Genomic DNA, 18,489 nt, shown 5'->3' on the forward strand with positions numbered 1-18,489 from the left:
AAAAACTATAATATTTAAATGAGCTGGTAGTAAACAAGCTCTACTATTTCTCAAGTGAGACGTGTTGTCGAACGGAGAAATCAGTAGGCTTGTGGACGTAACCAGCGGGTTAGGATAAGAGAGAATGAGTAGAGATAATTGGTATAAGGTTGACAATGTCGCGAAGGTTTTTTTGGCAACGGCAGCTAAGAGAGATACACGAACTCTTAGGGTCAGCTGTACATTATGGGAGGATATTGATCCAGATTTACTTCAGGAAGCAGTGCTTTCTGCAATTCAAATAAGACCACAGTTCCAGGTGAGAATTCGCCGAGGCATTTTCTGGCACTATATGGAGGACACAGATATTCAGCCAGTTGTTACAGAAGAACACGGAAGAGTTTGTCCGATTCTTTATGTTCCTGGCAGACCAATGCTTCATTACAGAGTTACTTATTACGGCAAGAGAATTAATCTAGATTTGTTCCATGCAATTTCTGATGGAACAGGTGCACTAGAGTTTTTAAATATCATAGTTTTGGATTATTTAAAGCTAAAATATCCAGGAAGATACGAGGAGACAACTATCCACTCTGGAGCGTCAGAGGATGACTTGAATCAGGATAGTTACAAGCAGTTCTTTGGAAGTATGGGACTTAAAGGTTCATCCCTTAAGTACGCATATCATCCAAGTGGATTAAAGCTTCCATACGATCAGCTTCAGTTTTTCGAGGTTCACATGCCTACAGAGCAGCTGTTGCCGAAGGCAAAGGAGCTAGGAGTATCCCTCACAAGCTACATCGGCGCTAGATTCATGCTGGCAATCATGGAGGATATGCCTCCTAGAAAGCGCAAGACACCTATAAATGTGTCGATGCCTGTAAACCTTAGAAATTACTATCCAAGTCAGACATCCAGAAACTTCTTCAACAATGTTAATGTTTCCCATGTCTTTGATGAGGATATTTCATTTGAGGATTTGGTTAAAGAATTCGATGAAAAGCTTAAGGCAAATCTTACTGAGGAAAACATTAAAAAGCAGATGGATAACTTTGAGACCATGGAGTATGTAGCTCCAGTTCGAGCAGTTCCGCTTTTTATAAAGCAGTGGGTTGTTCGCTATGGCTCAAAGATTACAGATAAAAAGGTTTCAATGGTTCTTTCTAATTTGGGAGTTCAGAAACCACCAAAGGAAGTGGCAGAGCAGGTTCAGAACTACAGTGCATTCTGTAGCTCAGGAAATCTTTTCTCTACAATGTCTAGCTACAATGGGGATTTGTCACTTGGAATATCATCACCTTATTCCAACACCAGAGTTGTTAAGAACCTGGTACGCGGACTGACGGACGAGGGAATTAACATTAGAGTTTATGCTACGGAGGTGATTCGATAATGAAGAACTGTCCTTATTGTAAGATAGAGGTAGGTGGCAACCTTAAAAAATGTCCACTATGCCAAAGCAAGTTAAATGGAGAAGCAGAGGCTCCTTATTTTCCAAAGCAGACTACACTTCAGTTACAATCATTTTTTTACAAGGTTCAATTGTTTATCATTTGGGCCATTGTAATTGCAAGCTTAGGGGTAGATTTTCTCTTTGGAGTAAAGCTTTGGCCAGCACTTGCTCATATACACTGGAGCTTGATTGTGGCCATGTGGCTCATTGTTTTTGAATTTGGCATTATGCGATTGTTCAAAAAAGGCATTAGCTCATCAAGAATAATGACATTGTTTGTATTTATTGTCTTAGGTATGTTGGGAATTACATCATACTATATAGGCCAGTTATGGGTTATAGCTGAATGGGTAGCGCCTATTGTAATCATGGGTACTCTGATTGCAAATTTTGTTTTGGCGATGCTTGATAAAAATGGAAATTCAATGGTATATCTTCTAACCAATTTAGTGGTTGGAATTTTACCTTACATTGTATTTTATTTTGCTGAAAGAGATTGTCCTCTAGTATGGATTATATGCTTGCTGGTGAGCGTTATTCTCTTTGTAGGCGCAATAATATTCAAAGGACGTGAAGTGGTTGGCGAAATCCAAAGGAGACTAAACGTTTAATGGGAGTATTCGGGGAAGAGTTTGATAAAAATAAATACATTGTCGACAATATCGACAGAGCGCTTTCTGAGGGCTGGATTGAGGTGTACTATCAACCAATAATTCGTACATCTAATGGTCGAGTCTGCGGTGAGGAAGCGCTTGTTAGATGGGAAGACCCTGTCTTTGGGATGCTTAATCCAATCGATTTTGTTCCTGCCGTGGAGGCAGTAAACAAGGTCCACTTGCTGGACCTGTTTGTGCTAGAACGAACACTTGAGAAAATGGAAGAGCAGCTAAAGCGAGGTCTTTTTGTTGTTCCTACATCTGTTAATCTTTCACAGGTGGATTTTTACACTTGTGACGTAGTAGATGAAATAGCAACAAGAGTGGAAAAATCTAAAATATCAAAGCATATGATAGCAGTTTCTGTCTCTGAAGATTCAATTAATCTAGGGGATAACTTTATCCTTTCTCAATTGGAGCAGTTGCAGGAGCTGGGATTCCAGATTTGGCTTGATGATTATGGCAGTGGAGATGCTGCGCCAGCTGTGCTTCAGTTGATGCATTTTGATCTTTTAAAAATAAACATATTCTTCGTAAGACAAATTGCTAATAGTGAAAGCGCTAGAATTATTTTGACTGAATTTGTCAGAATGGCTATGTCACTAGGTATGGAGACTGTAGTAGAGGGCGTTGAGTCAGCAGAACAGGTTGACTTTTTAAATGAAATTGGATGTAGCCGTATGCAGGGATTCTATTACTGCAAGCCTATTTCAGTTAGCCAAGTTCTTGAACGTTATGAAAAAGGATTGGAAATTGGTTTTGAGAATCCAAAGGAAACCGATTATTATGCGTCAATTGGAAAGATAAACCTTTATGATATTTCTTTTGCAAGAAAGAATGGGGATTTGGACAATTATTTTGACACATTTCCAGTTGCGATTGTTGAATCCAATGATGATGTTATAAAAATTATCAGAGAAAACCATGCCTTTAGAAATTTCTTATATTCAAATTCCGGAATTGAAGGAAGAGATTTTATATACAAAGTCAAAGAAAATGCAAAAGAAAGTGCTGGAGAATATACCGTAAATGCGATACGTAAATGTGCTAGAGATGGGAAAAGGGTAATCTTTGATGATAGAACAAGGCATAAAAAGACGATTCAATTGCTGTTACAAAGGGTAGCTGTAAATCCTGTCACGAAAGTTGCCGCAGTGGCTGTTGTAATTCTTCAAATTGGAGAAAAGATAAATCAGGCAGACACTCTTACATACAACTATATAGCGCGAGCTTTATCAGAGGATTATATTAATCTTTTCTATGTAAATATGGATACTGATGAGTTTGTGGAATACAATCCGGATGGCCTCAATAGAGATGTATCTGTTGAAAAGAAGGGAACTGATTTCTTCAATAAAACTTTGAAGAGCTTCTTTAGCAGAATCTATTCTGAAGATTTAGATATGATGAATAAATCCTTTACAAAGGATAAAATTATAAAGAGTCTAAAGAATAATGGTACATTTTCAATAACCTATAGACGTATAGTGAACGGTGAACCTATATATGTCAACTTGAAGGCAGTAAAGGTCAGAGAAGACGATAATTATATTCTGATAGGTGTCAATAATGTTGATGACCAGATGAAACAGCGCGAGGCGATGGAGAAGATAAAAGAAGAGAGAAAAGCTTATTCTCGTATCATGGCGTTGTCTGGGGAGTTTATAAACATCTACTCTGTTGATCCTGTCACTAATAATTATGTCAGCTATAATTCCTCAGAAGAATATGGAAAGCTTAATCTGGCAATGAAAGGTGAAGATTTCTTTGAGGAGACTGCACGAAATGTTTGGCACACTTTCCATCCAGATGACATTAAGGACTTTTTAAAGGTCTTTGATAAAAAAACTGTTCTTAAAAGAATAGAAGAGGATGGGATTTTTGTATACAAATATAGAGTCATAGTTGAAAAACAGGTTGTTCACTGGTGCTTGAGAGCAACCCTCATACAAGAGGATAATGAAGCACGACTTCTTGTAGGTGTTATGAACATCGAAAAGCAAGTGATTCAAGAAAGAGAATATGCAACTTCGCTTATTGAAGCAGAGGAAAGGGCCACAAAAGACCAGCTTACAGGTGTTAAAAATAAAAGAGCATACGTTGATGAGGAGGATCATTTAAATACACAGATACAGGCGGAAGTTGAGGTAAAATTTGCCATTATTGTTTGCGATTTAAATGGCTTGAAACAAGTAAACGACAATCAGGGACATCAGGCTGGTGATGACTATATAAAAGAAGGCTGTATGATTTTGTGCGACGCCTTTGCAAGAAGCCCTGTATATAGAATCGGTGGTGATGAATTTGTCGCCATAGCCCAGGGCAAAGACTATGAAATGATTGAAAACAGACTTGGCAAAATTGATAGGGCCAATAAAAGAAACGATAAGGCTAATAGCGTGACAATGGCTGTTGGCTGGGCGAAATTTGGTCCTGAGGACAGATTTGTTTCCGACGTTTTTGACAGGGCAGATTCTGCTATGTACGAGAACAAAAAGAAGATGAAAGAAATAATTAAAAATAGGAAACAAAAATGATTGACAAAACTTTAACAATGCTCTAATATAGTAATCATGAAAAATCGAAGGGGAATGCCCTACAAAGAGGAGGATTACTATGAGCGAATTTAACAATTTAAAGCTTGAAGTTGCTGATGAGATTGCGGTACTTACTATCTCTCGTCCAGCAGCACTTAATGCACTTAACAGCGAGACTCTTGATGAGCTTAATGTTGCATTAACAGAAATCGAAGCAAGAGACGATGTAAAGGTTCTTATTCTTACAGGCGGTCCTGATAAGAAGGATAACCCATACAAGTCATTTGTCGCTGGTGCAGACATCTCTGAGATGGTTAACTTCACAGCAGCTGAGGCTCGTGCATTTGGTATGAAGGCTTCAGTGCCATTCTTTAAGCTTATGAATATGAGACAGGTTACAATTGCTGCTGTTAACGGCTTCGCACTTGGCGGTGGTTGCGAAATCTCTATGGCTTGCGATATCCGTATCGCAGCTGACAATGCTACATTTGGTCAGCCAGAGACAGGCCTTGGAATTATCCCAGGTTTTGGTGGCACACAGAGACTTGCTCGTCTTGTTGGTATGGGACGCGCTAAGGAGCTTATCTTCACATGCGATTCAATCGATGCAAACGAGGCATACAGAATTGGTCTTGTAAACAAGGTTGTTGCTAAGGAAGAGCTTATGAACACAGCTAAGGAAATGGCTAAGAAGATTGCTTCAAAGGGAAGCTACGCTGTTTCTATTGCAAAGGCTGCAATCAACAATGGTTACGATATGGACATCAAGAATGCAGTTGAGATGGAGGCTAATCTCTTTGGTATTACATGCTCTACACACGACAAGGCAGAGGGCATGGGTGCATTCCTTGAGAGACGTGCTGCAAATCTTACAGATTTCTAATAAAATTCATTGATTTTTTACCACCCTTGCTAAAAGGGTGGTTTTTTTGGTTTTGCTTGTAAAATAGGGCATAAACAGTTATCATAATTAAGATTAGGTTAATTATATAGTTTAGGAGATATTATGGGTAACGATTACATGTTTGAAGATGAAAATGAACAGTCATCACAGCAGAATACAAACAACCAATATAACAATCAGCACAATAATAGTCAGTACAATAACCAGTACAATAACCAGTACAACAATCAATTTAACAATCAATACAACAATCCAAACTACGGATATAACCAGCAGGCATACTATTATCAGCAGCCTCCTAAAAAGGCAGATAATGGCTTGGCTATAGCATCACTGGTGTTAGGCATTATTGCTTTGCTGTTATTTTTATCATTCTTTAATATTTTACTAGCCTTGGTTTCAATCGTTCTGGGAGGTATTTATTTATCACAGGCAAAGGGACAAAAGGGTAGCCAGGGCCTTGCAATTGCAGGTATCATCACATCAGTTCTAAGTGTTGTTCTTTGCGGAGCTTGCTATGGATTTATTATTGCAAACATAGCAAACATTTATGACGCAAGTGAAGATCTCATTCAGTACTACGAAGAGTACGATGAAGATTACTTTGACAATTATCTTGATGATAATCAACTTTTAGAGGACGAGCTCCATTCATTGGATAACGATGATACATTATAATTTTGGTTAGAGGTGCTTTTAGCACTTTTTGGCATATTTAAATAAGAGAAGGGATATCTGACGAGAAAGGATATCCTCTAGAAAGGAATTACTTTTATATGTACAACAAGGTAGACGCAAGCCTGAACTTCGTTGAAAGGGAGAAGCAGGTGCAAAAGTTCTGGGAAGAAAACGATATCTTCCAGAAATCAATGGATTCAAGAAAAGAGGGAGAGACATACACATTTTATGATGGCCCTCCAACAGCAAACGGTAAGCCTCACATTGGACATGTTGAGACTCGTGCAATCAAGGACATGATTCCTAGATATCAGACTATGAAGGGCAAATTCGTTCCTCGTAAGGCTGGTTGGGATACACATGGACTTCCAGTAGAGCTTGAAGTTGAAAAGCTTCTTGGTCTCAATGGTAAAGAACAAATCGAAGAATACGGTATGGAGCCTTTCATTAAGAAATGTAAGGAATCTGTATGGAAATATAAAGGTATGTGGGAGGATTTCTCTGGCACAGTAGGTTTCTGGGCAGATATGGACAATCCTTACATCACATACGATGACAATTTCATTGAATCAGAGTGGTGGGCACTTAAGACTATCTGGGACAAGAAGCTCCTTTACAAGGGATTCAAAATCGTTCCATATTGCCCTCGTTGTGGTACTCCACTTTCTGCACAGGAAGTTGCACAGGGATACAAGACAGTTAAGGAACGTTCTGCAATCGTTCGTTTCAAAATCGTAGGTGAGGATGCTTATTTCCTTGCTTGGACAACAACACCTTGGACACTTCCATCAAACCTTGCACTTTGCGTTAACCCAGATGAGACATACATCCGCGTAAAGGCAGCTGATGGATATACATATATTCTTGCAGAAGCACTTGCAGATAAGGTATTAGGCAAGCTTGCTGAAGAAGGCGAGAAGGCATACGAAGTACTTGAGACATATAAGGGTACAGACCTTGAGTACAAAGAGTACGAGCCACTTTTCGAGTGCGCTGGGGTTGCAGCTACAAAGCAGCATAAGAAGGCACACTTTGTTACATGTGATACATACGTTACTATGTCAGATGGTACTGGTATCGTACATATCGCTCCTGCATTTGGCGAGGACGATGCAAAGGTTGGACGTAAATACGATCTTCCATTTGTTCAGTTCGTAGATGGCAAGGGTGAGATGACAAAGGAGACTCCTTATGCAGGTCTTTTTGTAAAGAAGGCAGATCCTGAAGTATTAAAGGACCTTGATAAGGAAGGAAAGCTTTTTGATGCTCCTAAGTTTGAGCATGAGTATCCACATTGCTGGAGATGCGACACTCCACTTATCTACTATGCTAGAGAGTCATGGTTCATCAAGATGACAGAAGTTAAAGATGACCTGATTAAAAATAACAACACTGTAAACTGGATTCCAGAATCAATTGGTAAGGGACGTTTCGGTGATTGGCTTGAGAACGTTCAGGACTGGGGTATCTCTCGTAACCGTTACTGGGGAACTCCGCTTAACATCTGGGAGTGTCCAGATTGTGGCAAACAGATTTCAATCGGAAGCCGCAAGGAATTAGCAGAGCTTTCAGGCAACGCTGATGCAGAGCACATCGAGCTTCACCGTCCATACATCGACGAGGTTACATGCACATGTCCAGAGTGTAAGGGCACAATGAAGCGTGTACCAGAAGTTATCGACTGCTGGTTCGATTCAGGTGCTATGCCATTTGCTCAGCATCACTATCCATTCGAAAATAAGGAAGTATTTGAGCAGCAGTTCCCTGCTAAGTTCATTTCAGAGGCTGTTGACCAGACACGTGGATGGTTCTATTCACTTATGGCAGAATCAACACTTCTCTTCAACAAGGCTCCATATGAGAACGTTATTGTACTTGGTCACGTTCAGGATGAGAATGGACAGAAGATGTCTAAGTCAAAGGGCAACGCTGTCGATCCATTTGATGCTCTTGAAAAAATGGGAGCAGATGCTATTAGATGGTACTTCTACACATCTTCAGCACCATGGATTCCAAAGAGATTTGGTGAAAATGCTGTTATGGAAGGTCAGAGAAAGTTCCTTGGAACTCTTTGGAATACATACGCATTCTACATCTTATATGCAAACATTGATGAGTTTGATCCTACAAAGTATGAGCTTGACTTCAGCAAGCTTGCAGTTATGGATAAGTGGATTCTTTCTCGTCTTAACTCAGCAATCAAGGCTGTTGATGACAACCTTGGTTCATACAAGATTCCAGAGGCAGCTAGAGCTCTTGATGAGTTCGTAGATGACTTATCTAACTGGTATGTTCGTCGTTGCCGTGATAGATTCTGGGCAAAGGGCATGGAGCAGGACAAGATTAATGCTTACATGACACTTTACACATGCTTAAAGGATATCTCACTTGCAGCAGCACCTATGATTCCTTTCATGACAGAAGAAATCTATCAGAACATGGTTCGCTCAGTAGACAAGAATGCACCAGAGTCAATCCACCTTTGTGACTTCCCAACAGTTAATGAGGCATTCATTGATAAGAAGCTTGAGGAGGATATGGATGAGCTCTTAAAGATCGTAGTTCACGGTCGTGCATGTAGAAATACAGCCAACATCAAGAACCGTCAGCCAATTGGTCAGATGTACATCAAGGCTGAGCATGAGCTTGATGAAATGTATGTAAGCATCATTGAGGATGAGCTTAACGTTAAGAAGGCTACATTCACAGAGGATGTTTCAGCATTCACATCATACTCATTCAAGCCACAGCTTCGTACAGTTGGACCTAAGTATGGCAAGTTCTTAGGTGGCATTCAGAAGGCTCTTTCATCACTTGATGGAAACGCTGCTTACGCAGAGCTCAAGGCAAATGGGGTTATTAAATTGCCTGAGGTTGATCCATCAATTGAGCTTGCAGAGGAAGACTTACTTATCTCTATGGCTCAGACAGAAGGCTTCGTTGCAGATGGAGACAACTACGTAACAGTAGTTCTTGATACAAACCTTACAGAGGAGCTTCTTGAGGAAGGTTTCGTACGTGAAATCGTTTCAAAGATTCAGACAATGCGTAAGGAAGCTGATTTCGAAGTTATGGACCGCATCACAGTAGCGTACAAGGCTGACGAAAAGGCTGCCACAATCTTCGAAAAGAATAAGGCTGAAATCGCTGGGGAAGTTCTCGCTGACGAAATCATCGTAGGCGAAACAGGCTCACACGTTAAAGAATGGAACATCAACGGTGAGAAGGTAACACTCGCCGTAACACGTCGTTAGGCTGAGGCTAGCCACAAGGTTATGGCTCGTTCGTTACGACTACAAGCATTATATTACTACGCTCGACAGCACGTCTCGCTAAAGTAATATAATAGCTTGATGTCTACGAACTATTGCAACTGTATTGTAACTAAGTATAAGCTGTGCACAACATACGCAAGCGTGAGCAGGGACAATTCGCAAGTCAGTAGCAGACTAGCTCTTAGTGTTGCTCAAGGAGCCAATCTCGCGACGGAGCAATACTAAGGCTTGTATGCGTAACTGACGTAATGCGAAGGGGACCCTGCGGGAGCACGGAGTGCTTTGGTCAGCTTATACGGATTGCCAATAGGAGGGGTTTTGAGATATGAAGAGACAGATGCCAAGCACAAGAGAGATTGAGCATGAGATAGTAGGCCGTGTCAAGACCATGTTCCGCAAGGACTTTGAGATGGCAACTAAGGAGGAGATTTATAGAGCTTGCGCCGAAGTTGTCAACGACGTGGTAATTGATAACTGGCTCACTACTCAAAAAGCATTTGTGCAGCAGGATCCAAAGTGCGTATATTACATGTCTATGGAGTTTCTGATTGGTCGACTTCTTGGAAACAACATGATTAATATGCGTGGATACACAGAGGTTATGGATGCCCTTGATGAATTGGGGGTTGATATAAATGAAGTAGAAGACCAGGAGCCAGATCCAGCACTTGGAAATGGTGGTCTTGGTAGACTTGCTGCATGTTTCCTTGATTCTCTTGCAACTTTACAGTATCCGGCTTATGGCTGCGGTATTAGATATCATTATGGTATGTTCAAGCAGAAGATTGAGGATGGTTATCAGCGGGAAGTTCCAGATAATTGGCTTCAGACTAGATATCCATTTGAGCTTCAGCGTACCGAGTATGAATTCGAAGTTAGATTTGGCGGATGGGTTCGCTATGATACTCAGCCAGATGGCACAACAAAGTATATTCATGAAGGGTATAACGCAGTAATAGCTACACCTTATGATTTGCCTGTCACTGGTTTTGATAATGGTATGGTAAACACGCTTATGATTTGGGATGCCAAACCAAAGGAAGTGTTTAGATTAGACTCATTTGAAAAGGGTGACTATAACAGAGCAGTTGAGGATATGAACCTTGCAAGAAACCTTACTGAGGTTCTTTATCCAAATGACAATCATATTCAGGGTAAGGAGCTTCGATTGAAGCAGCAATACTTCTTTGTATCTGCATCTATTCAGAGAGCTCTTGCAAAGTATTTGCGCTATCACAAGGATATCAAGAAGCTTCCTGAAAAGGTTGTATTCCAGATGAATGATACTCACCCAACACTGACAGTTGCTGAGCTTATGCGTATCCTTATGGATGTGCATGGTTTAGGCTGGGATGAGGCTTGGGAGATTACAACACATTGTGTTGCCTACACAAACCACACCATCATGTCAGAGGCTCTTGAAAAATGGCCACAGGATATCTTCAAGAGATTGCTTCCACGTGTCTTTATGATCGTTGAGGAAATCAACCGTAGATTCTGTGACGAAATTAGAGCTAAGTTCCCAGGTGACGAGGAGAGAGTTCATCGCATGGCTATCCTTGCAGATGACCAGGTCAAGATGGCTCACATGGCAATCGCCGCAAGCTACAGTGTTAATGGTGTTGCAGCTCTTCATACAGAAATCCTGAAGAATGTTTCGCTTCATGATTTCTACGAAATGTATCCTGAAAAATTCAACAACAAGACCAATGGTATTACTCAGCGTCGTTTCTTGATGCACGGCAATTACAAGCTTTCAGACTGGGTAATCAAAAAGATTGGTCGTGGATGGATTACAGATTTATCCCAGATGAAGAAATTAGAGAGCTTTGTTGATGACAAGAAATCTCTTGACGAGTTTATGGCTATCAAGCTCGATAATAAAAAACGTCTGGCTAAATATATATTAGAACACAATGGAATCGAAGTTGATCCTAATTCGATTTTTGATGTTCAGGTTAAGAGATTACATGAATACAAGCGTCAGCTTTTAAATATTCTTCATGTAATGTATCTCTACAATCAGATTAAGGAAAATCCAGAGATGGACTTCTATCCAACTACATTTATCTTCGGTGCAAAGGCTTCTGCAGGTTATGAAAATGCAAAGCTTATCATCAAGCTGATAAACAATGTAGCAGCAGTAATCAACAACGATAAATCAATCGACAACAAAATCAAGGTTGTATTTATTGAAGATTATCGTGTATCAAATGCTGAATGGATATTTGCAGCAGCAGATGTTTCAGAACAGATTTCTACAGCTTCAAAGGAAGCATCTGGTACTGGAAACATGAAGTTCATGCTTAATGGTGCCGTTACAATCGGTACTATGGATGGTGCAAATGTAGAGATGTATCAGGAGCTAGGCGGAGAGAATATTTTTATCTTCGGTATGAGCTCAGATGAGGTAATTGCTCACGAAAAGAATAACGACTACAATCCAGTAGATGTTATGAACGGAAATCATCACATTCAAAAGGTATTGCAGCAGCTTGTAAATGGCAATTACAGTATTGATAATCCAGAATTGTTCCGCCCACTTTACAATTCTCTTTTAAACACACAGTGTACAGCAAAGGCTGATACATACTTTGTACTAAAGGATTTTGCATCTTACTGTGAGACTCATGAAAAGATTCAGGAGGCTTACAAGGATAAATATAAATGGGCAAAGATGGCACTTGAAAACGTAGCTCATGTTGGCAAGTTCTCATCTGATAGAACAATCCAGGAGTATGTAGATGATATTTGGCACTTGGATAAGCTTGATTTGAAATAAGTGCCTAGAAGGAATGTTTACAGACTATGAATGACAAAAGAAAATATATACCTTGGATATTTATTCCATGTATTCTTGCATTTGTTTTGCAGGTTGGAGCCAGCTTATTTGTAATTCAAGCTATCGTTGCTTATGTGCTTGCTACATTTAAAGGAAACACCTACGACGACCTTGTTAACGCACTTGTAGATGCAATGCTTTCGGATGGAGCAAATGTTCTTTATATCATATATGCTGTTGCTGGAATCATTATTTTCACATTCGTTCAGAAAAAGATTTTTAGTGATGAAAAGCAGACTAAGCTATCAGAGGTATCAAAGAATGTTCCAGCTACAATAGCAGGTGTGTTGCTCTTTTGCTTAGGCATGCAATACGTTAGCAATTACCTTACAGCTGCATTAGCTAGTGCATTTCCATCATGGCTCGAGGAATATGAAGAGCTTATGGAGACAGCTGGTTTGGATGATAGCCTTACATTTATCATGGGCATATATGCAGTTATTCTTGCACCAATATGCGAGGAGCTTATTTTCAGAGGTGTTACACTTAGTGCAGCTAAAAAGGTTATGCCATACTATCTTGCAATAGTTGTACAGGCAATACTCTTTGGTGCCTTCCATATGAATGCAATCCAAGGCTGCTATGCATTTGTCCTTGGACTTGGAATGGGCTATGTAATGCACTTATACAACAATATATTTGTTACAATTATTATCCATATGATATTTAACTTGATTGGCACCTATGGCTCAGATTTCTTGCCATACGGAGGCGATACAGTTATCGGATTCTTCTTGTGGATGCTGGGTTCCCTTGTTGTTACTTACGTTTCAATAATTCTTCTCAGAAAAGGGGCTTCATCTGTTAAGGAAAATGAGTTTACAGCCGATATATAATTACACGGACGATAATAATCACAGGACCAGGAAGGCACGCCTTCCTGGTTTTTCTTTTTACTAGAAACTGTGATAAGGAAAACGGACTTTCCCTTTATAAATTATGTTTCATTTATAGGAGGAAAGAGCATGGTAATTCAAAATTCTGAGGTCAAAATGGCCGCACAAAGTACTTTCGTGGCAACAACGAAGGTGGAGTACGAAAATACCATTAAGCCAGCTATCAAACTGGGAAACGTGGTGCTAGAAGATGATGGAGAAGGCTTTCTCTCATCTCTAAACTATGAGCTGAACCAGAATGGGGAAGTTCAGGAAGCAGGAGAAAAATCTTCTGTGGAATCGGTGGTTGCAAACATGCAAACCAGAATGCAGACAATGCATTATTTGCTCAGAGCTATATTGATGAGTAAGATATTTGGCGATAATTCTGAGTTTAAAAACATTCTGCAGGAAATCTTTAAAAGCAATGAGGGATATTCTCAAACAACCACAATCAACTACGAATACAGTGAAAGCCAAGAGCTGGCTTACTCAGCCGTAGGTACTGCAGTTACTGCAGATGGAAGGCATCTGAATTTTAATTATGGTTTTGCAATGTCAGAATCATTTAAGGAGGAGTTTAAATCTGTTGAGGAAAACTTCGTAAAATACATTGACCCATTGGTGGTCAATCTCAATGACAATCCAACGAAGGTATCTGATCAATCATTCTATTTTGATTTGGATGGAGATGGGGAAAAAGACAATCTTCATCAGTTGGAGGCAGGTTCTGGTTTCTTAGCACTTGATAGAAATGAGGATGGAGAAATCAATGACGGAAAAGAGCTATTTGGAGCGACAACAGGAGACGGCTTTAAGGAGCTTGAAATATTTGACGAGGATTGTAACGGATGGATTGATGAGAACGACAGTATCTTTGAAAAGCTTAGAGTTTGGACCATGAACGAGAAAGGAGATATGGAGCTTTACACATTAAAACAGTCTGATGTGGGAGCTATATATCTTGGCCGTGTAAGAACAGATTTTGTACAGCATGATGATGAGCACAAAGCAATGGCTGCCATGCGTGAGACAGGTATCTTTTTACACGAGTCAGATGGCCATGCCGGAGGAGTTTCTCACGTTGATTTTGCCACCTAATCTGCTATAATTGACCTAAGTATTTTAGGTGGGTTTAATGATATGAAATTATTCTGGGGCAAAAGAAGATTAAAGAGCAACAGTGCACTTGCTATTGCAGCAGGGTGTGCTGTTGCTTTTATGTTTATAGCTACAGTTATCAGTATAGTAATCTATCAGCAACGTATGGATGAAGCCAAGGAATTATTGGCTGAGGCTGAGTATGAGCAGTACGATTCCTATGTAATTATGATTTCTTCAAATGATTCATCGGACTTTTGGCAGGAGGTTTATAAATCTGCCAAGGAATATGGCGCTGAACAGGGAGTGTATGTAGATATGCTTTCTACCAGTATCGACAAATCATATACCAAGGCGGAGTATATGGAGATGGCAATTGAATCCAATTGTGATGCCATTTTTCTAGAGGGAGACGATTCTCCAGAGACAGCTGAAATGGTGGCAAAGGCAAAGCATGCAGATATTCCTGTATTCACACTGGAGTCAGATATTGATATGGCAAATCGTGTCAGCTATATTGGAGCTAATAGCTATACCATCGCCAGCTTATACGGAGAGTCTTTGATAGAAAATCTGACAAAGCAAAAGAAGGTAATGGTTCTGGCTGGAAACACAGTCAATCCTACAGAGGCGAGCGCCTTTGTTAATAATATGCAGTCAGCCTTGGACGGCCGCGAACTGCCAAACGGAAACCTGGATTTTGAAGTGCGCACTGTTGAAAGCAAGGATGCGTTTGCTAATGAGGAGTATATCCAAAATATTTTTAAAGAAAATGATTTGGCACCAGTTGTAATCTGCCTTGACCAGGAATCCACCGAAAGCTTTTATCAGGCCATGATTGACTACAATAAAGTAGGACAAATAATGCTTTTAGGAAGTAATGTTTCACCTACAATTCTTACTGGAATCAAACAGGGAGTAATTCTTAGCACTGTATATGTGGATGCACAGAGTGTGGGTGTGTCTGCGGCGGAAGCATATATCGAATATAGGGATGCGGGCTATGTATCGGATTACATCAGTGTTGACGCAAATGTAATCGATGCTACCAACATCGATGAAGCGTTGGAGGAGGTAGAAAATGAGTAGGATCAAGCGAAAATCTATCTCCCTCAGACAAAAGATGATTATGTCATTTTGTATTCCTACTGTACTGCTGTTCCTTGTAAACATGATGCTGTACTTGGGAACTGCCCAGATGCTTAACTCTCTGGATGTTATCTACGCCAGCAATAATACGCTGAACGATTTGAGTGAGAGTCTGGACCGTTTACAAAATGCAACAGCAGGTTATTTAAATACCAAAACCAGTGATGCTTTGGAGCAGTATTATATTTACGAAGAAGAGTATTCTGATTTGGTAGATAATCTGGATGACAACAAGGATGATAATGAAAACAGAGTCCTTGAAAGAAATATCAAAAACATGTCGGAAAACTACCTGGAGCTTACCAATCAGGCAGTTGAAAGTAAACGCGGTGGTAATGTAGAAAAGTATAAGAGTATCTACGAGGAGGCGGCCAGAACATATGGCTACATAGATATCAGCATTACCAACCTCAACAATCAGCAGTTCATCAATAACTCTAAATCCTATGGAGCTATGATGACAGCTCTTCAGACTTTGGAAGAGCTGAATATTTTAACACTTGTAATAATTGGTATAGCCAATCTGTTTTTTGTAGTACTTATCGCATCAACTATTGCAGATCCACTTATAAAGCTGGCTGCCACAGCCAACAGCGTGTCACAGGGAGACTTCAATGTAGAGCTTCTGCCTGTTAAAAGCAATGATGAGGTTGGTGTGGTAACAAAAGCCTTCAACAAAATGGTTGTGTCCATAAAGAACTATATTGAAAAGCTTCGTGAATCTATGGAAGTGGAGCGAAGGCTTAAAGAAAACGAGCTGATAATGGAAAACCATATTAAGGATGCGGAGCTTCGATATTTGCAGGCGCAGATTAATCCCCATTTTTTGTTTAATACTTTAAATGCTGGTGCTCAGCTTGCCATGATGGAGGGGGCAGACAGGACCAGCAATTACATTCAAAGAGTGGCAGATTTCTTTAGATACAACATCAAAAAGAACAAGGATGTTGTGTCTTTGAGGGAGGAAATTGAGCTGGTAGATATCTACATTTACATCATAAATGTAAGATTCGCAGGGGAAATCCAGTTCACAAAGGAGATTGATGAGTCACTTCTTGGGGTAAAGATACCTAGTATGATACTACAGCCTATTGTTGAAAATAGTATCAACTATGGCCTTAGAAATATTGATTGGACCAAGAAAATCAAGCTTTCTGTGTATGAACTGGGGGATTATATATGTGTCAGTATCAAAGACAATGGTATTGGCATGACACAGGAAAAAATTGAGCAGGTTTTGGATGGCACATACAAGAGCAATCCTGCTAAATCCACATCCAATGGTGTGGGATTAAACAACTGTATTGAGCGTCTTAATATCTTCTACGAAAGTGAGGATGTGTTAGATATTATATCTGAGGGAGAAAAGATGGGAACGGAGACAATTCTTTATCTTCCAAAGAAGGATTATGAGAAGGAATAAATGTAATGTACAAAATAATGTTGGCGGATGACGAGGGAATAGTCATCGATTCATTGAAATTCATAATAGAAAAGGAGTATGGAAGCAAGTGCGATATCCGTACAGCCAAAACCGGTAGACAGGTTATAGAGCTTGCAGAGGAGTATCAGCCAGACATAGCCTTTATGGATATTCAGATGCCTGGCATTAATGGTATCGAAGCCATGCGAGAAATACGAAAGACTAATAATCATATCGTATTTATAGTTATGACAGCTTACGACAAATTCGATTATGCAAAGGAAGCGATTTCCCTGGGGGTTTTGGATTACCTAAACAAGCCGGTCAGTAGAGATGGAATCATCACCATTTTAAACAAAGCCATGGGGCAAATTGATGGTGAACGAGCAAAGCGAAGCAATGACCTTCGAGTTAGAGAAAAGCTTGAAACTGTCGTACCTATAATTGAAAACGGTTTGATTCAGGATTTGCTATTTAAGGAATACTTTAAAGAGGATATTGATAACTACAAGACTTTGCTTGGAATCGATTCAGAATATGGATACATGGCCTGCATGGTATTTGGTAGAGAGATGGTGGGAAACTACATGACCAGTGCGGTAGCAGTTTCTATCCAGGCCCAGAAATCATACAGAGAGATTCACACCATAACAGAGGACTATATAAAGGGAATCATGGGAGCGGTAATGTCTAATAAAATACCAATCCTTATTCCAACAGATAGCAATACATTGCCATATAATGAAAGAAATAATGTGGTAGAAAGTGCAAGAGCACTATGTCGAAAGCTTTCAGATAGATTCGATATGGATTTTCGAATTGGATTTGGTTCGGTAAAGCCACTAGACAGAATGGCAGAATCCTATGAGGAAGCAAACTCAGTACTGATAGCAACCACCAGTCATGTGGCTCACGTAGATGATATGCCGGTGGCTTGCCAGTACGAGGAAAGCTATCCAATGGATTTGGAAAAGCGACTGTTTAATGAAATATCTCTTGGAAATGTAAATGAAACGGTTGCATTGTCTCAGGCCTTCTTTGAGTGGATGGAAGAAAATTACGCTAATGATAACGACAGTGTGCGCTTGAAATGCTTGGAGTTCGTTCTTTGGGCAGAGCATCTATCTTATGAAAAGACCGCCCGCGTCTATGAGTTTAAGAGTAGAGCTAACTATCTGTCAGAGCTAATGAATCTTGGGGGATTAAACGAAGTAAAGCATTGGTTTATTGAAAAGATGAAGGCTGCTGCTGTTTGGGTGGCAAACAAGCAGGAAGAGCAGTCCATGAGTGTTGTTAATAAAGCAAGGCAATACATAGATGAAAACTACATGAAGGAATTAACTCTCGATGATATATCTCGAATGGTTAATATCAGTTCATATTATTTTTCAAAGGTATTTAAAGAGGAGACAGGTGAGAACTTCATCGACTATTTGACAAAGCTACGTATCGAGGCAGCCAAAAAACTGCTTAAGACAACCAGCAAGTCTATGAAGGAGATTTCAGCGGAGGTAGGATATCCGGATCCAAACTACTTTTCACGTAACTTCAAAAAGTATACTGGAAAGACACCTACGGACTACGCAAAATGTAACTAATATTATTGGGGTGAATAAG

At 40.0% G+C, this 18,489-nt stretch carries 12 protein-coding genes; all 12 read left to right on the forward strand.

Translation table 11 applies throughout. The annotated features are described in order from the left end of the window. Positions 1-124 precede the first annotated feature (124 nt). The 12 genes from E7274_RS10535 (at position 125) to E7274_RS10590 (ending at position 18,470) form a co-directional block, all read left to right on the forward strand. The gene (locus E7274_RS10535) at positions 125-1,372 is read left to right on the forward strand and encodes a hypothetical protein (RefSeq protein ID WP_044937160.1); all 1,248 of its coding nucleotides are present in this window, start codon (positions 125-127) and stop codon (positions 1,370-1,372) included. Further along, positions 1,372-2,043, forward strand: a complete 672-nt coding sequence (locus E7274_RS10540; RefSeq protein ID WP_044937162.1) for a DUF6320 domain-containing protein — start codon at positions 1,372-1,374, stop codon at positions 2,041-2,043. The genes E7274_RS10535 and E7274_RS10540 overlap by 1 nt, the downstream gene beginning before the upstream one ends. After that, positions 2,043-4,625, forward strand: coding sequence for a bifunctional diguanylate cyclase/phosphodiesterase (locus tag E7274_RS10545; RefSeq protein ID WP_304175807.1), 2,583 nt, complete (start codon positions 2,043-2,045; stop codon positions 4,623-4,625). Before E7274_RS10540 ends, E7274_RS10545 begins: the two co-directional genes overlap by 1 nt. Before the next feature lie 79 nt (positions 4,626-4,704). Beyond that, complete coding sequence (locus tag E7274_RS10550; protein ID WP_304175808.1) at positions 4,705-5,508, forward strand: enoyl-CoA hydratase-related protein; 804 nt, start codon at positions 4,705-4,707, stop codon at positions 5,506-5,508. Positions 5,509-5,631: 123 nt separating this feature from the next. Then, complete coding sequence (locus E7274_RS10555) at positions 5,632-6,207, forward strand: DUF4190 domain-containing protein (protein ID WP_304175810.1); 576 nt, start codon at positions 5,632-5,634, stop codon at positions 6,205-6,207. 98 nt (positions 6,208-6,305) lie between these two features. Then, positions 6,306-9,461, forward strand: a complete 3,156-nt coding sequence (gene ileS / locus E7274_RS10560) for an isoleucine--tRNA ligase (RefSeq protein ID WP_304175812.1) — start codon at positions 6,306-6,308, stop codon at positions 9,459-9,461. Between the two features lie 346 nt (positions 9,462-9,807). Beyond that, a complete protein-coding gene (locus E7274_RS10565; RefSeq protein ID WP_304175814.1) occupies positions 9,808-12,264 on the forward strand; it encodes a glycogen/starch/alpha-glucan phosphorylase in 2,457 nt (818 codons plus the stop codon). 26 nt (positions 12,265-12,290) lie between these two features. Beyond that, positions 12,291-13,160, forward strand: coding sequence for a type II CAAX endopeptidase family protein (locus tag E7274_RS10570; protein WP_304175816.1), 870 nt, complete (start codon positions 12,291-12,293; stop codon positions 13,158-13,160). Between the two features lie 129 nt (positions 13,161-13,289). Then, positions 13,290-14,300, forward strand: coding sequence for a hypothetical protein (locus E7274_RS10575; RefSeq protein ID WP_304175818.1), 1,011 nt, complete (start codon positions 13,290-13,292; stop codon positions 14,298-14,300). 42 nt (positions 14,301-14,342) lie between these two features. Continuing rightward, a complete protein-coding gene (locus E7274_RS10580; protein ID WP_304175820.1) occupies positions 14,343-15,389 on the forward strand; it encodes a sugar ABC transporter substrate-binding protein in 1,047 nt (348 codons plus the stop codon). Beyond that, positions 15,382-16,872: a sensor histidine kinase gene (locus E7274_RS10585; protein WP_304175822.1), complete on the forward strand. Its 1,491-nt coding sequence runs from the start codon at positions 15,382-15,384 to the stop codon at positions 16,870-16,872. The genes E7274_RS10580 and E7274_RS10585 overlap by 8 nt, the downstream gene beginning before the upstream one ends. A gap of 5 nt (positions 16,873-16,877) precedes the next feature. Beyond that, positions 16,878-18,470: a response regulator gene (locus E7274_RS10590; RefSeq protein WP_304175823.1), complete on the forward strand. Its 1,593-nt coding sequence runs from the start codon at positions 16,878-16,880 to the stop codon at positions 18,468-18,470. Positions 18,471-18,489: the final 19 nt, after the last annotated feature.

The organism is Pseudobutyrivibrio ruminis (assembly GCF_015057245.1).
Taxonomy (GTDB): Bacteria; Bacillota; Clostridia; order Lachnospirales; family Lachnospiraceae; genus Pseudobutyrivibrio; species Pseudobutyrivibrio ruminis_E.

Bases quoted from the DNA above. Each gene is read 5' to 3' on its own strand.
- E7274_RS10590 (WP_304175823.1), top strand. From the start codon at position 16,878: ATGTACAAAATAATGTTGGCGGATGACGAGGGAATAGTCATCGATTCA.
- E7274_RS10550 (WP_304175808.1), top strand. From the start codon at position 4,705: ATGAGCGAATTTAACAATTTAAAGCTTGAAGTTGCTGATGAGATTGCG.
- E7274_RS10570 (WP_304175816.1), top strand. From the start codon at position 12,291: ATGAATGACAAAAGAAAATATATACCTTGGATATTTATTCCATGTATT.
- E7274_RS10580 (WP_304175820.1), top strand. From the start codon at position 14,343: ATGAAATTATTCTGGGGCAAAAGAAGATTAAAGAGCAACAGTGCACTT.
- E7274_RS10565 (WP_304175814.1), top strand. From the start codon at position 9,808: ATGAAGAGACAGATGCCAAGCACAAGAGAGATTGAGCATGAGATAGTA.
- E7274_RS10575 (WP_304175818.1), top strand. From the start codon at position 13,290: ATGGTAATTCAAAATTCTGAGGTCAAAATGGCCGCACAAAGTACTTTC.
- E7274_RS10555 (WP_304175810.1), top strand. From the start codon at position 5,632: ATGGGTAACGATTACATGTTTGAAGATGAAAATGAACAGTCATCACAG.
- E7274_RS10535 (WP_044937160.1), top strand. From the start codon at position 125: ATGAGTAGAGATAATTGGTATAAGGTTGACAATGTCGCGAAGGTTTTT.
- E7274_RS10545 (WP_304175807.1), top strand. From the start codon at position 2,043: ATGGGAGTATTCGGGGAAGAGTTTGATAAAAATAAATACATTGTCGAC.
- E7274_RS10540 (WP_044937162.1), top strand. From the start codon at position 1,372: ATGAAGAACTGTCCTTATTGTAAGATAGAGGTAGGTGGCAACCTTAAA.
- E7274_RS10585 (WP_304175822.1), top strand. From the start codon at position 15,382: ATGAGTAGGATCAAGCGAAAATCTATCTCCCTCAGACAAAAGATGATT.
- ileS (WP_304175812.1), top strand. From the start codon at position 6,306: ATGTACAACAAGGTAGACGCAAGCCTGAACTTCGTTGAAAGGGAGAAG.